Annotated in this window: 19 protein-coding genes; 16 read left to right on the forward strand and 3 right to left on the reverse strand. The window is 46.9% G+C overall.

Annotated elements, in window-relative coordinates:
- Positions 1-7 precede the first annotated feature (7 nt).
- On the reverse strand, positions 8-1,183 hold the full coding sequence (locus GKG41_RS14275; protein WP_154259739.1) for a macrolide family glycosyltransferase: 1,176 nt from the start codon (positions 1,181-1,183) through the stop codon (positions 8-10).
- On the reverse strand, positions 1,184-1,642 hold the full coding sequence (locus tag GKG41_RS14280; protein ID WP_347563363.1) for a helix-turn-helix domain-containing protein: 459 nt from the start codon (positions 1,640-1,642) through the stop codon (positions 1,184-1,186).
- 150 nt (positions 1,643-1,792) lie between these two features.
- Here GKG41_RS14280 and GKG41_RS14285 point away from each other — a divergent pair, with 150 nt between their 5' ends.
- The 4 genes from GKG41_RS14285 (at position 1,793) to GKG41_RS14300 (ending at position 4,799) form a co-directional block, all read left to right on the forward strand.
- Complete coding sequence (locus tag GKG41_RS14285; RefSeq protein WP_154259741.1) at positions 1,793-2,611, forward strand: MerR family transcriptional regulator; 819 nt, start codon at positions 1,793-1,795, stop codon at positions 2,609-2,611.
- 132 nt (positions 2,612-2,743) lie between these two features.
- Positions 2,744-3,223: an NAD(P)H-dependent oxidoreductase subunit E gene (locus GKG41_RS14290; RefSeq protein ID WP_154259743.1), complete on the forward strand. Its 480-nt coding sequence runs from the start codon at positions 2,744-2,746 to the stop codon at positions 3,221-3,223.
- A 176-nt stretch (positions 3,224-3,399) separates the two neighbouring features.
- The gene (locus GKG41_RS14295; protein ID WP_256282003.1) at positions 3,400-3,942 is read left to right on the forward strand and encodes a DUF6323 family protein; all 543 of its coding nucleotides are present in this window, start codon (positions 3,400-3,402) and stop codon (positions 3,940-3,942) included.
- A 17-nt stretch (positions 3,943-3,959) separates the two neighbouring features.
- Entirely contained in the window at positions 3,960-4,799 is an 840-nt protein-coding gene (locus tag GKG41_RS14300; protein ID WP_154259745.1) for a DUF6179 domain-containing protein, read from the forward strand.
- On the opposite strand, the gene GKG41_RS14305 is transcribed toward GKG41_RS14300, so the two are convergent.
- A complete protein-coding gene (locus GKG41_RS14305; protein WP_154259747.1) occupies positions 4,773-5,438 on the reverse strand; it encodes a trimeric intracellular cation channel family protein in 666 nt (221 codons plus the stop codon). The genes GKG41_RS14300 and GKG41_RS14305 overlap by 27 nt on opposite strands.
- Positions 5,439-5,626: 188 nt before the next feature.
- Here GKG41_RS14305 and GKG41_RS14310 point away from each other — a divergent pair, with 188 nt between their 5' ends.
- From GKG41_RS14310 to GKG41_RS14365, 12 genes are all read left to right on the forward strand, one after another.
- Positions 5,627-6,178, forward strand: a complete 552-nt coding sequence (locus GKG41_RS14310; RefSeq protein WP_154259749.1) for a DUF2284 domain-containing protein — start codon at positions 5,627-5,629, stop codon at positions 6,176-6,178.
- Positions 6,179-6,199: 21 nt separating this feature from the next.
- Positions 6,200-6,478 (forward strand): YabP/YqfC family sporulation protein, encoded by a 279-nt coding sequence (locus GKG41_RS14315; protein ID WP_072852776.1) that lies wholly within the window; start codon positions 6,200-6,202, stop codon positions 6,476-6,478.
- Positions 6,479-6,493: 15 nt separating this feature from the next.
- Entirely contained in the window at positions 6,494-7,732 is a 1,239-nt protein-coding gene (gene yqfD, locus GKG41_RS14320) for a sporulation protein YqfD (RefSeq protein WP_154259751.1), read from the forward strand.
- Entirely contained in the window at positions 7,725-8,723 is a 999-nt protein-coding gene (locus GKG41_RS14325) for a PhoH family protein (protein WP_154259753.1), read from the forward strand. Before yqfD ends, GKG41_RS14325 begins: the two co-directional genes overlap by 8 nt.
- An 18-nt stretch (positions 8,724-8,741) precedes the next feature.
- Positions 8,742-9,239, forward strand: a complete 498-nt coding sequence (ybeY, locus tag GKG41_RS14330; RefSeq protein ID WP_154259755.1) for an rRNA maturation RNase YbeY — start codon at positions 8,742-8,744, stop codon at positions 9,237-9,239.
- 14 nt (positions 9,240-9,253) lie between these two features.
- Complete coding sequence (locus tag GKG41_RS14335) at positions 9,254-10,411, forward strand: DUF3048 domain-containing protein (RefSeq protein WP_154259757.1); 1,158 nt, start codon at positions 9,254-9,256, stop codon at positions 10,409-10,411.
- 60 nt (positions 10,412-10,471) lie between these two features.
- Entirely contained in the window at positions 10,472-10,954 is a 483-nt protein-coding gene (locus tag GKG41_RS14340; RefSeq protein WP_154259759.1) for a hypothetical protein, read from the forward strand.
- 103 nt (positions 10,955-11,057) lie between these two features.
- Positions 11,058-11,903 carry a glutamate 5-kinase gene (gene proB / locus GKG41_RS14345; protein WP_154259761.1) on the forward strand — a complete coding sequence of 282 codons (846 nt, stop codon included), beginning with the start codon at positions 11,058-11,060 and terminating at the stop codon, positions 11,901-11,903.
- 19 nt (positions 11,904-11,922) lie between these two features.
- Complete coding sequence (locus GKG41_RS14350; RefSeq protein WP_154259763.1) at positions 11,923-12,144, forward strand: DUF896 domain-containing protein; 222 nt, start codon at positions 11,923-11,925, stop codon at positions 12,142-12,144.
- Complete coding sequence (locus GKG41_RS14355; protein WP_154259765.1) at positions 12,122-12,670, forward strand: 5-formyltetrahydrofolate cyclo-ligase; 549 nt, start codon at positions 12,122-12,124, stop codon at positions 12,668-12,670. The genes GKG41_RS14350 and GKG41_RS14355 overlap by 23 nt, the downstream gene beginning before the upstream one ends.
- A 22-nt stretch (positions 12,671-12,692) precedes the next feature.
- Positions 12,693-13,949, forward strand: coding sequence for a glutamate-5-semialdehyde dehydrogenase (locus tag GKG41_RS14360; protein ID WP_279233632.1), 1,257 nt, complete (start codon positions 12,693-12,695; stop codon positions 13,947-13,949).
- A gap of 127 nt (positions 13,950-14,076) precedes the next feature.
- Positions 14,077-14,967, forward strand: coding sequence for a M14 family zinc carboxypeptidase (locus GKG41_RS14365; RefSeq protein ID WP_173015665.1), 891 nt, complete (start codon positions 14,077-14,079; stop codon positions 14,965-14,967).
- Positions 14,968-14,999 lie beyond the last annotated feature (32 nt).

The raw sequence follows: 14,999 nt of genomic DNA on the forward strand, positions 1-14,999 counted from the left end.
GACAGGATTAACGGGACCGGTTCATCACTTCGCATACGGCATCTGCTGCTTTTGCAGCCCCTCCTGCCCGGGAGAAGCTGTCTGCCAGTTTTTGGGCACAGACTTTGAACCGGTCATTGCCAAGCACTTCCCGGACAGCGCTTTTCAGATCTTCAGAACGGGAGTGTTTCAGAAGAATGCCGGCCCCGGCAGCGGCAGCCTGGGCTGCCACAAGGCGCTGTTCCTCCTGCTGCGGGAAGAGCACCATAGGGACTCCGTAGTACAGACTCTCGTTTACGCTGTTCATGCCGCAGTGGGTAATAAAGACATCGGTATTCTGCAGAACCCGGATCTGATCTACGCTCCGAAAAATATGGAAGTGTTCCGGAACCTGGTAAAAAGAGGAGATATCTGTTTTTTCGCCCACAGACATCACTATGTCCAGATTTTCTTTGCGAAACGCCTCAATACAGTTTTGATAGAATCGCCGGTTCCTGTTATTCACGGTACCTAAGGAGATATAGACACGCTGTCGTGTTCTGCTGTCGGGAGGGACGGAGATATGGTCAATGGAAGGTCCCACAAAGGCATACCGTTGGGAAAAGAGTTCTGCCATGGGCTGGAATTCTTTTGAGGTATAGACAATGGTGTCTGTATGGTTGTCGTTCTGTATGATGGAGATAAAATTCTCAATGGGGAATCCATTCCGGCGCAGCTGGGAGATTTTCCGGTTGATCCGGGGCATTCCGGTCAGCAGGCGCAGGGTTTCCGGCAGAGTTCCCTTCATCAGTTTGGCTGTATGTTCATTGAAGGCAAAGGTTGTGGTAGAGCACACCCAGGGAACGGCAAGCTTCCTGGCAAACAATTTTCCCCAGAAACACAGGGAATCAGTTACAATACAGTCAGGAGCTATATGGGTGAGCTCCCGGCAGACTTGTTCATTCAGAGCTATAGTAGTGTCGGCGACCATCTCGATAAGGGCAGCAAAATCTTTTCCGATCTTTTTTTCGTCGGAGGACTTCAGCTCGGGCAAAGCATGATCACAGGGGATAAAATGGGCTCCTGTATCCTCAATTTTTTCCCGGAAAGGTGCAAAAGAATAATACCATACCTCGTGTCCCCGTTTTACCAGCTCCCGCACAACTGCTATGGTGGGGTTGGTATGTCCGTAAGCTGGAATACAAAAATATACTACTTTTCCCATCTATGTTTCCTCCTCTGTGATATCGCTGCACGCAACCCCCATCCTGCCCACGAATTTCATCAGCTCTCTCTGATGGACAATGCCCAGTCCCCGCTCTTCATCGCCCAGTATTAAGAGTTGATCTTCCGGGTGGATATGAAAGATTTCTCTGGCTTTTTTGGGTATTACGATTTGGCCTCTCTCCCCCACTGTGACAGCTCCGAAAAAATATTTTCCTTTCATGGGAATCACAAGGCCGGAGTCTTCTTCCGAATGGTGAACGAGGTTATCAATTGTGACTCCGAATATTTCCGCCAGTTTTGCACAGCTTATCATATCAGGCATAGATTCCCCCGATTCCCATTTGGCCACTGACTGTCTGGAGACGGAGAGCATTTCCGCAATCTCCTCCTGGGTATATTGATGCAGTTTTCTTAATCTATTTAGATTGGTTCCAATCATATTTTTCATATTTATCATGCCTTTCATTTTTCCTACATTGTAGTTCTTTTTTGATTTAATGTCTATCAACGAATGATAACATTGATGTTATTTCCAGTTGACTCTCTCATAGTGTTATACTCTATACTGACAGTGAGCTCAAAAACACATATATGTGGAGGTAGAAACATGCTGAAAATAGGAGATTTTTCAAAACTGTCAAGGATTAGTATACGGATGCTGCGCCATTACGATCAGATAGGCCTTTTAATTCCTGCCAGTACGGACCCTTTTACCGGTTATCGCTATTACAGCGAGACACAGCTTCCTGTGGCCGGACGGATTGCCGCACTGAAGGATATGGGATTTGGCCTTACTGCCATCGCAGAGCTGCTGAAGAATTACCATGATCCAGAGGCGCTGAAGCAATATCTGGAGATAAAGCAGCTGGAAGTGCAGGAACAGGCGGAAGAGGCAAAGCGCCGTCTGCAGCTCCTTGATACAGCCATTAGGAGGCTGGGAAAGGATGAACTTATGATGAATTATGATGTGACAAAAAAAATAATGCCGAAAAGATATGTAGCAAGCGTGAGAATGGTAATACCTGCGTATCATCAGGAACATATTTTGTGGAATACCTTATACAAGGAGACTGCAGCCATGAATCTCCAGGAAGAAGAGCCCTGCTGCGGCCTTGCCCTGTTTCACGACGAAGGATTCAGTGACGGAGAGGTGGATGTAGAAATACAGCTTCAGGTAAAGGGGACCTATAAAGATACCGAACATGTGAAATTCAAAACAGTGGATGCTTTTGAAATTGCATCCGCCACTTATCAGGGCAGCTACGAAAAAATCACAGAAGTAAATGAAGCTGTCGCCAAATGGCTGTGTGACAACGGATATGAGATCAGCGGGCCTTCTTTTTGCATCTATCATGTAAGTCCGGCACAGACGCAGAATCCGGAAGAATTGGTCACAGAGGTCTGCTATCCCATAAAGCAAAAATAATACTCTGATCCTAGTTTCCTGTTCGAACGGTCCCGGGGCATATACTTTAAAATTCAGGGCAAGCTATCTCTGAAGGATGATATCCCACAGAGTACTTGCCGGCTTTTGCCGGACAATGACAGGAGAATAAAAATGAAGGAAACCAAACATGAGACAGAACAGCAGCTTGATGAGATTCTGGAGTATTACAGCAGTCTGGAAAACAGAGGAGAGCAGAATACAATAAAAGAAATGCTCTGGGAGCTTCAAGAGGCCTATGGCAGTATCCCTGTCTGGCTGAGCGAGCGTGCAGCAAAGGCTGCTGGAGTCAAGCTGTCCTTTATCCGAGTGCTGCTTCGTCTCTCCCCTTCCCTGAAAGAGATCCCCTACTCCCATGAAATCCTTATCTGCACGGGAGAACGATGCCACAGAAAGGGCGGGAAAGAACTCCTTGCCATACTTAAAAAAGAGCTCCAGATTGGAAAAAATGGTGTTTCCAAAGACGGAAGCATTTATCTCAGGACGCAAAACTGTCTGAAGCGCTGCAGAACAGCGCCCAATGCCGTGATCGATGGGATGTGGTATTATGGACGGTCCCCAGAGGAGATTCTGGAAGTGGTTAAAAATCTGTGACACCGGCATGAAAAAATTGTTTGCTGCAGGGCTGAATACAAAATGAGAGGCAGAAACCATACGGTTCTGCCTCTTTTCTAAGTATTATATTACCACAAAACAGGCTTTTTTTCAAGTCTTGCAATCCCTCTTGCCGGGCCGTATAATTAGCTCCACCTACAGAAAGGAGTGATACTGTGACAGAGAATATATTCGCCCTATGGCAGGTGCAGAAGCAGGAAGAGGAGACGCGCCTGATTCTGGACTGCAACAAGCAAACCCAGTCTTTCGGCCTGTCTCTTTCAGCAGAAGAGGCAAAGGAGCTGATCCAGTGCAGAAATAAGAGCCTCAAAGCCTATCAGAGGGTGGAACTGGGCGGCGGGATCCTGGATAAGCTTATCTATACCTTCTGCGACTCTTCCTACATTACTTCCGATACTTATGGAAGCACCCTGGCCAGGCTTCAGGATATCTTTTACCGCTTTAAGAACGAGTCTCTGGAGAAACTGTCAGATGACGAATTGCTGGAATTTATGAAAGACACCTTTGAGAACATCTGCTTCGGAGACCTGGAATACCTGGAATCTACCTGTCTGGAGCGGTTCGCACGGGCAATACGCTATGGGTACGATGGGTATCTGGCTTCAGGCGGCAGCGGTGAATATGAAGGGTTCAGCGAGGAAGAACGGTGGGACAGTGAACTGTATCTTGAGGCTCTGAAGGAGCTGGCCTGGCGATAGCCCATGAAAGGAGTACTATGACATATACAGCAGAGGAAGTGTTGCCTGTGGTTTCGTATCTGATTGACAAATACACCAGCAAGGAGAGCAGCTCTGTGCCCTATGAAACTGCCCGAAGCCTGATGGAAGCGGTCATTTACTGTATCGAGGAACTGGAACATTCTTCTCCCAATTCTTTGGCCGCAGAACATCAACTGACGGCCAGAGCAGCTTATGAAGCCGGCTATGAGGCGGTTATTCATAAAGTATGGCGGACAAAGGAACTTTATGAGAAGCTGATGGAGAATTTCTTCTTTTACGGATGCGCTAATTACAGAGACACGGTTCAAAAGGGTATGCCCCAGTTTTTTCTCAGGTACGATGCCCGGTTTTGTCCCCAGGACCACCTGCTCACACTGGACTACCCGCCACTGTTTCTGGATTACAGGCAGCAGGGAATCGATTTGGTTTATGAGTATCTGGGAAACCTTTTACTGGAACAGAAGTTTCTTACTTTGTTTTCCCCTGAAGGAACAGAACATCTGGTGAGGCAGCAGGAGGAACGAAACAGAGCACCTTATATGGGAAATATAAGTGAGCTGGTGCTTATCAATGCCATTGGCTGTTTTCTTGCAGACTGCCCTTTATATGAACCAGTTCTTTATGAGAAGCACGAAGAAGAGATAGAACGCTATTTCTCGGGAGACTTGCCTAAGCAGGTGGAGAGAAAGACGGCAGGTATCATTAAGATTATCACCCGGGGGACAGATACCCCCGGCATGTCCCGGTATTTTATGCAGCTGAGCCGGGATCTGGCAGCGCGGATAGAAAACAGCCTGGCACACGGCACCTTATCTTCTGTCTTTACTTTTTCCTGAAGCTCTGGGCAAATTCCAGCGGTATCTGGTTGCCAGAAGACGGATTATAACCACAATAAAAGCACACAGCAGCATGGCACTGTTTCCGGGAATGAGTTCCCGTAAAAAGATATAGCAGACAGCGCCGATAATAGAAGCACAGGCATAGAAATGTTTCCGGAGTACATAGGGTGTCTGGTTTGCCATAATGTCCCGCAGCATTCCCCCTCCGACACCGGTGACAACGCCCAGAAAAGCCGCCAGAAACCGATAGTCGCCGTATCCGGCTTCTATGGCTGTGTTAATGCCTACGACAGTGAACGCGCCCAGACCTACCGCATCAAAGATATTCATAACCTTTTCGTAAGTGGAGCGGTATCTGCCCTCCATAATTCTGGGATGAAAACGGATAACCAGAAAGAGCAGGAGTACTGTGATCAGGGACATCCATACATATACGGGATTGCGGAACAGGCTGGGAGGGATATTGCCAATGGTAATATCCCTTATCATCCCTCCGCCTACTGCAGTTATGACTCCAAGTACAATAATCCCCAAAAGATCCAGATTCTTTTCTATAGCCACCATGGCGCCGGAAGAGGCAAAGGCAATCGTGCCTGCGGCTTCCAGAGCAAAGAGCATTGTCCAGTGAATTTCCATTATCTATTCCTCCAAAGCTGTAATAGTAGTAAGTGTATTTTACTGTGCAAAGCAACCCGCGGGACAGTGACATGTGAACAGTACCATTATTTTACCACAGGAGAAGTCTCAGAGCTACCGGTTCTTGCAGTTTTATGACAATTCAGATACAATAGCCTTAAGGTAAAATGGAAGGAGATTCTTATACAATGAATATGGAAGCATTTGAGACTTTTATCAGTCAGTTTCCCATCTATCAATACGTGTTTATCCCCACAGAGGAGCTGGCATTTTCTCCCAGAATCCGGACGATATGCCAGCAGGAATGCCAGCGATATGGAACTACCTGGGCCTGCCCTCCCGGTGTAGGTACTCTGGAAGAGTGCCGGGAGCGGTGCTTGTCCTATCCTCAGTGTTTTTTCTTTTCCACAGTGGCTGAGGTCTCTGATATTATGAATATGGAGGAAACTCTGGGCACCAGGAGGGAACACGAGGATATTGTTGCCCGGATAGAAGCCTTTATCAAAGGCCAGGGAATCCACTGCATGGCACTGTCCACAGAATCCTGTGACATCTGTGACGAGTGTGCCTATCCCGACAGCCCCTGCCGTTTTCCGGAGCAGATGCACCCCTGTGTGGAGAGCCATGGAATCGTGGTGACCGAGCTGGCAGAGCGTTTTGAGATGGATTACACCATCGGCTACAATCAAATCCTTTGGTTTGGAATTATTTTCCTGGAGGATACATATATTAGAGAATAATAACCACAAGGGAGGCTTTTTGTGAAGCATAAGAAGCCTAAAAAATTAGCCGGCGACATAGTGAACACTCTGCAGATTCCAAGGGACTTGGCTTACCGCGATGTGGTGGTTACTATTGTGGGAAGTTCAGAGCTATACATAGAAAATTATAAAAGCATTTTGGAATATGAAGACTGGGGGATCCTGGTTCAGACAAAAAAAGGGAAAATCCGGGTGGAGGGAAGAAACCTGAAAATAGAGTATTATACCAGCGAAGAAATGAAGATACAGGGTTGTATTCTTCACGTATATCACGAATAAACGGAGGTATGATATTTGAAAAAATGGAAATATTACGGAAAGGGTTATCTGCATATCCGATTGATGAGCAAGGAACCGGAACGCTTTTTAAATCTGTGTGCCAATCATAATATTCCCATCTGGGATCTGACTCATGTGGAGAATTACTATGAAATGAATATAACGATTCAGGGCTTTTATCAGCTAAAGCCGCTTTGCAAAAAAACAAAGACCAGAATCATGATTAAGGGAAAATATGGACTGCCTTTCTTTTTTTACAAAAACAAAAAGAGAAAGGCCTTTTTTATTGGGATTGCTCTCTGCCTGTTCCTGCTTTACAGTATGTCTTTATATATCTGGAATATACATGTGGATGGGAACCTGTCCAACAGTACCCAGTCCATTCTCCTCTATCTCGATGAGCTGGATGTCCATCACGGAATTGCCAAAAGAAAACTTGACTGCGCCTGGATATCAGCCCAGATACGAAAGGAATTTCCGGATATTATCTGGGTGTCTACCAAGATACAGGGGACACGGCTGATTCTCCATGTGCAGGAAAATACAGACCGGTATGTGGAGGAAGAGGCGGCAGACACCTCTCCCTGTGACCTTGTGGCTGAAAAGGGAGGAACCATCGTCTCAATGGTAACCCGGCAGGGAACTCCCCAGATGGCAAAAGGGGATGTGTGCAAAGAAGGAGATATTCTTGTATTGGGACGGCTGGATATAAAAGATGACAGCGGAGAGACGGCCCAGAGAGAGTATGTGCATTCCGATGCCGATATCTATGTGCGGACGCAGTACCAGTATTACCAGGAGTTTCCGCTGTCCTACGATAAAAGGGTTTATACAGGAAAGACAAAAAAGCACTATATACTGCAGATTATGGACACTTATTTTTCTACCAAAGGGCGTGCCCCGTTTACGGATTACCACAGCGTATCATCCACGGACAGAGTGAAGCTTACGGAAAATTTTTACCTCCCCATCAGTTACGGAACCATTACGGACTATGAATATACGCCGGAAACCTTAACCTATACCAAGGCAGAAGCCACCAAGAAGGCCCAGAGGAAGCTTACCTCTTTTCTGGATAAATTATCTGAAAAAGGGGTAGAAATTTGTGACAATCGTGTTAAAATAGAGATAAATTCCACTTCCTGTATTTCGAAAGGATCCATCGAAGTGATAGAAAAGATAGGAAAGGAAGCTCCCACAGAAGTGGTGGCGCCTCCGGAAGCAGAAGAAAGGACAGCAGAGACGGATGAGTAATATCGTTGAAACCCTGATGGAAATACCCATCGACCATGAAAGAAACGTATTCGGACAATTTGATGAGTATGTAAAAAAGATAGAAAAGACCCTGAATGTAACCGTTATCTCAAGGGACGGCAATCTTAAGATTCTTGGAAAGGAACAGAATACCAGACAGGCGAAAAAGGTATTCGAGCAGCTCACAGAGCTTTCCAGGAGAGGGAATACTATTACGGAACAACAGGTAAACTATACCTTATCTCTTTCTTTTGAGGAGAAGGAGCAGAATGTTGTAGAGATCGACAGAGACTGTATCTGCCATACCATAAACGGACGCCCTATCAAGCCTAAGACCTTGGGGCAGAAACAGTATGTGGATCAGATTCGGAAGAATATGATTGTATTCGGACTGGGTCCTGCAGGTACCGGCAAGACATATCTGGCCATGGCCATGGCTATTACAGCCTTCCGGAACAATGAAGTGAGCCGCATCATTCTTACCCGGCCGGCCATCGAAGCCGGGGAGAAGCTGGGTTTTTTGCCGGGAGATCTGCAGAGCAAGGTAGATCCTTATCTGCGCCCCCTCTACGATGCTCTGTATCAGATTATGGGGGCGGAAAGCTTTGCCAAGAATATGGAAAAAGGGTTGATTGAAGTGGCTCCTCTGGCATATATGCGGGGGCGAACCCTGGACAATGCCTTTATAATTCTGGACGAAGCACAGAATACCACGCCTGCGCAGATGAAGATGTTTTTGACCCGTATTGGATTTGGGTCGAAAGTAATTGTCACAGGAGATCTCTCCCAGAAGGATCTCCCCAGCGGAGCCCGTTCAGGACTGGATGTGGCGCTGCAGGTACTGAAAAAGGTTGAGGGTATTTCATTTTCCCAGTTAACCAGCAAGGATGTGGTTCGCCATCCGCTGGTACAGAAGATTGTACAGGCCTATGATACCTATGAGAAAAGGCAGAAACCACAAAAGAACACCCGCAGGGAACGGGAGAGATAAAGGACAGAGGATAAGCGTATGACACTTACAATAGAAAATGAATATGAACAGGAAATTTCTTTTGATTTTGAGACAATTGCCAGGCAGGTGGCAGATGCGGCTCTTGATCGGGAAGCGTGTCCCTATGAGGCGGAAATCAGCCTGGTTCTCACCGGTGCAGAGGAAATTCGCCGGGTAAATCGGGAGTTCAGAGGAATGGATAAGGAGACAGATGTTCTGTCTTTTCCCATGATCCCATTTTCATCTCCGGCAGACTATGGTATAATTGAAACTATGGGAGATGACTGCTTTAATCCCGACACGGGGGAGCTTATGCTGGGAGATATCATGATATCTGTTCCCCGCATGAAGGAGCAGGCAGAGGCCTACGGACATACCCAGCTTCGGGAGTTTGCCTTTCTGACTGCTCACAGTATGCTGCACCTTCTGGGATATGATCATATGACACCCGGGGAAGCCGCTGTAATGGAAGAAAAGCAGGAAGCAATCCTGTCCGGTTTACAAATCAAAAGATAAATGGAGGAAGTCACATGAAGCGTTATAAGGTGGTTTTGGCCTGTGTTCTTGCGTCAGCAGTGCTGTTTGGATGCGGCAAGAAGGAAGAGCCGAAGGAACCGGAAGTAAAGGAAGAAGAACCTGTACAGGAGGAGGAGCCGGAAGAAATTGTTGAAGCAGAAGTACCTGACAAGGAACAGATTCCAGACGGTATGGTAAAGAGCTACCTGACCGGAGAATACGTTTCAGAAGCGATCGGTACAAGGCGTCCGGTTGCCGTAATGCTCAATAACATCAAAAAAGCAGTTCCCCAGGCAGGAATAGCCAACGCAGGAGTTGTGTACGAGGCGCCTGTAGAGGGTGGAATTACCCGTCTGATGGGGATCTTCGAGGACTACGACAACCTTACCAAAATAGGCTCTGTCAGAAGCTGCCGGGATTATTATATATATTACGCCCTGGAATTTGATGCCATTTATGCCCACTATGGTCAGGCAGCGTATGCTCTGCCGTATCTGGACCTGGAGAATGTCAACAATTTAAGCGGACTTTCCGGTTACGGGAGCCAGGTGTATTACAGGACAAAAGACAGAAAAGCGCCTCACAATGCCTATACAAGTTTTGAAGGCCTTCAAAAAGGGATTGAGATTAACGGATATACACAGGAGTATTCTTCTGACTACACAGGACATTACCAGTTTGCCAAGGTGGGGGAGACGGTTTCTTTGGATAACGGAACGCCGGCGTCCTATGTGAGACTTCACTACAAAGTCAATGATCCCTGGTTTGAATATCATCAGGATGACGGACTTTATTACCGTTTCCAGTATGGAGAGCCGCAGATTGATGAGCTGACCGGGGAACAATTAGCCTACAAAAATATTCTTATTGAGTATTCTCCCTGGGAGTATTACCCGGATGGTTCTTATCTGAATGTGGATACCTTATCCGGAGGCAGCGGCAAATATATTACCAATGGGCAGGCCATAGATGTTACCTGGACGAAAAACGGCAATGAATGGGGGCCTACCCGTTATTATGACGCATCCGGAAACGAAATTACGCTGAATACGGGAAAAACATGGGTATGTATTGTACAGGATACAGAAGCTGCCAACGTAGAAATCAATGACGGAACCAGCACAGAGCAGCCCGCTCCTTCAGAGGTGGACGAGAATCTGGATGCAGAATAGACGCGGCTGAATAATTAGCAAAATCTGGTCGATACTATAGTCAAAAAGGAGTGATATCTCATGCGTAAAGCATACTATAGTATCGGCATTTTTATTGCCGTATTCTTTCTTAGTGCAGGATTTTATACAAATTATCAGGTCAGTTCTCTCAAAGACAGGCTGACTGTCCTGAACCGCACTGTGGACAGGCTGAATGCCCAGGAGACAGATGCGTCCGGGAGCTTTCCCAGAAAGGATGCACTGTATACTTTTGAAATCTACGATGCAGCCACAGGAAAACTGGATCAGCAGCAGTTTCAGGTGGTAAGCTATTCCTCTGACCATATTGTTTTAAGACAAAGTCAGGAGGAAGAGAAGAATTTTCTTATAAAAGATACGGATAATTCCGTAACGGTATATCTGGAGGACGGCGAGACGGTTTACGAATATACAGACATAGCCACAGACAGCCTCCCGGAAGAACTCCAGGCAGAAATCAAAGAAGGAAAAACCATCCCCACAGTGGATGAACTATACAGTTTTCTGGAGAATTACTCCAGCTGAACCCCAGGTACTCCCTGTACTCTGGTCTAGACCGCGCTCCTCTGGACGAACAGAAAAAAATGTTGTAATATAAGAGCGATATGATTTTACAGGGAGAAAAGCCATGAATATACGTGAACGTTTAAAAGATAAAAAGAGAATTGTGATTAAGATAGGTTCCTCCTCTCTGACTCATGCAGAGACGGGGAGACTGAATCTCACAAAGATGGAGATTTTGGTAAGGGAATTAAGCGATCTTCACAATCAGGGAAAGGATATTGTACTGGTCTCTTCCGGAGCAATCGCTGTGGGAAGCCGTGTTATGGGCATTGACAGAAAGCCGAATTCCGTATCAGAAAAGCAGGCATGTGCAGCAATTGGACAGGCCCGTCTGATGATGATCTATCAGAAGCTCTTTTCTGAGTATAACCAAACCGCGGCCCAGGTGCTAATGACAAAAAACACCATGGTGAACAACCTGAACCGCCAGAATGCCAAGAATACCTTTAAGGAACTCCTTCACATGGGGGCAATCCCTATTGTCAACGAGAATGATACCATCTCAACCTATGAAATTGAATTCGGAGACAATGACAATCTGTCTGCCGTAGTTGCGGCTCTGATCGGAGCGGATCTTCTGATTTTGCTCTCAGATATTGACGGTTTATTCACCGATGATCCCAATACAAACCCGGATGCACGTTTTATTGAGGTGGTTGAGACCATTGATGATACCTTATTGGACATGGGCAAATCCAGTACCGGAAGCAATGTGGGCACCGGAGGGATGGCCACGAAGCTTTCCGCTGCTACAATAGCAACCAGTGCAGGAGCGGATATGGTGATTGCCAACGGAAAGGACTTCCACATTATTCACAAGATAATGTCAGGCCGCAATCACGGCACCTTATTTCTGGCCAATGCCAAAGAAGAATTTTATCTGATAGACTATATAGAAAAATTATTGTAAAAGGAGAACACAGTAAACTATGGATCCAATGAAACTAAACCGAATCAATGAACTGGCACGGAAAGCCAAAGGCGAAGGCCTCACGGATGCTGAGAGGGAAGAACAGGCAAAGCTTCGTCAGGAGTACATCGCACTGGTGCGGATGAATCTCAGATCTCAGCTTGATACGATTGATTTGGTAGAAAAAGACGGAAGCGTCGTTAATCTGGGGGAAAAGTATGGAAGCAAAAAAGGTCATTAGAAAAGAGATATTTAAGAAGAGAAGTGAAGCGACAGAGGAGCAGGTACTGGCAGACAGCCATTTGATTATGGAGAAGCTGTTTCAGCTCCATGAATTTGAAAAAGCCTCCTGTATCTATGCCTATGCAGACTACAATCACGAGGTTTCCACAAAAGAGCTTATTACCCGTGCCTGGGAATTGGGGAAAAAGGTGGCCGTTCCCAAAGTACACGGCAAGGATATGATTTTTTACCGGCTGGATTCCTTTGAACAGCTGGAACCAGGGTATTTTCAGATTCCGGAACCAGCCAGAGGGGAAACCGTGGAGTGGGAGGACGCTCTGATGATTGTCCCGGGAGTTGCTTTTGATCGGGCGCGCCACCGGGTGGGGTACGGACAGGGATTCTATGACCGGTACCTCAGCAGGCACAGAAACCATCCCACCGTAGCAGTGGCGTTTGATTTTCAGCTGGTGCCCGAGGCACCTTACGAAGAAACGGATATCCTTCCGGATAAACTGGTGACGGAAAAAGAGATTATAGAATAGCAGTAAGCAGGGGGAAATAACTATGGCGAACGCAATGTTGGAACAGATAGGAAGAAAAGCCAAGGACGCAGAAACCATACTGCGCAGCCTGGAGACATCGGTTAAAAACAAAGTGCTTGTAAAAGCAGCTGACGATCTGCGTACATATACAGATACTATCCTGAAAGCCAATGGGGCTGACGTGGCCAGGGGAAAAGAAAAGGGGATGCCGGAAGGCCTCCTGGATCGTCTGACACTGACCGGGGAGCGGATTCAGGGAATGGCTGAGGGTCTGTACCAGCTGGCAGAGCTGGAAGACCCTGTGGGGGAAGTACTGGGAATGAAAAAGCGTCCCAACGGTCTGCTTATCGGACAAAAAAGAGTCCCTCTGGGAGTTGTGGGCATTATCTATGAGGCAAGACCTAACGTTACGGCAGATGCCTTCGGACTTTGCTTCAAAACCGGCAATGCAGCTATACTCAAGGGCGGAAGTGATGCCATAGAATCCAATCAGGCTATTGTAGCCTGTATCCGCAGAAGCCTGGAGGCCTGCGGGGTCACTTCGGATGCGATATCTCTGATTACAGACACTTCCAGAGAGACAGCGGCAGCCTTCATGAAGCTGAATCAATATGTGGATGTACTGATTCCCCGGGGAGGTGCGGGGCTGATCCGCACCGTGGTAAATGAAAGCACCATTCCTGTAATTGAGACAGGTACCGGGAACTGTCATATTTATGTAGATGAGTCTGCAGATCTCGCTATGGCGGCGGAAATTGTCACGAATGCAAAGACCCAGAGAGTTGGTGTCTGCAATGCCTGTGAATCCCTCCTGGTGCACTGCAGGGCTGCGGAAGCCTTTCTGCCTCTTCTGGCATCCCGCCTGTCCCGGACACATGAGGTTGAACTGCGCGCCGATGAACGGGCGCTCTCCCTTCTGCCCAGCGCCGTGCCTGCCCAACCGGACGACTGGGGCAGGGAATATCTGGATTATATTCTGTCCGTAAAGATTGTGGACTCCCTGGATGAGGCCATTGCCCATATAAACCAGTATAATACCAAACATTCGGAGGCTATCATTACAAAGGATTATGCTCACGCCCAGAAATTCCTGGATGAAATAGATGCAGCGGCGGTGTATGTGAATGCCTCCACTCGTTTTACAGATGGATTTGAGTTCGGTTATGGAGCTGAGATTGGCATCAGCACACAGAAACTCCATGCCAGAGGTCCCATGGGACTTTTGGCACTGACCACAACTAAATATATCATCTATGGAAACGGACAGATCCGTCCATAGGTGTCATAAAAGAAACCTCCTCTTCATATACTTTAGTGGAAACATTTGTCCGAGGACATTACTTACATGTTCTGCGGACCGGCGCACGGCAGATGCCGTACGCTAAAGTATGCAGAGGAGGCTTTTTATGATTTCTTTAGACAAGCACTATACATATGACGAACTGTACGATGCTATGGAACTTCTGGCTGCCGCCTACTCAGATTTTCTTATCTTCCGGAATATAGGACTCAGTCATGACAACCGCCCGATACCCATGATACGGCTGGGCCTGGGAGAACAGGTTCTTATATGTACCGCCGGCGTTCACGGCAGAGAAAGTGCGAATCCGGCAGTTTTGGTCCGCATGATTGAAGAGTACAGTGAGGCCTATGAGAAGCGTACCTTATTATACGATATCTATGATGTACATAAACTCTGTAATACCTATTCTATATGTTTTGTACCCCTGGTGAATCCGGATGGCTATGAAACAGCCCTTCAGGGATTTTCCGGTATCCGCCATCCGGTGCTGCGGCACAGCATGCGGATGAAAGAGATTGACTGGAGTGTGTGGAAATATAACGCCAGGAGCGTAGACATTAACAGAAACTTCCCCTGCAAATCCTATGTTCAGCAGCAGCCTGAAGATTATCCCGGGAGTGAAAACGAGACGAAAGCTCTCATAGAACTTTTTCACAGCTATGAGACCGTGGCCTATCTGGATTTTCATTCCAGGGGAAGACTGATTTACTACTACAGAAATGCTATGCCTTTTCTGTACAACCAGAAAAGCTTTCGCATGGCCCGCCAGCTGCAGAAAATCTGCCATTACGCGCTTGGCAAAAAGGAAGAAGAGTTCCTATCTGTAATCAGCGGGGGAAACTCTGTAAATTACTATTCTGAGACTTTTCAGAAGCCCGCAATCACCATTGAGACTGTACCGGATGAGGCGTCCTTTCCCCTGTCGGTGGATTATCAGGCGGAGACCTATGCCGAAATCCGTTCCATTCCTCTTGCGGTTTTGAAAATGTCTTGAAAATACAAGATATGGTTGGTATAATTGCTGAT

Source organism: Lactonifactor sp. BIOML-A5 (genome assembly GCF_009677585.1).
Taxonomy (GTDB): domain Bacteria; phylum Bacillota; class Clostridia; order Lachnospirales; family Lachnospiraceae; genus Lactonifactor.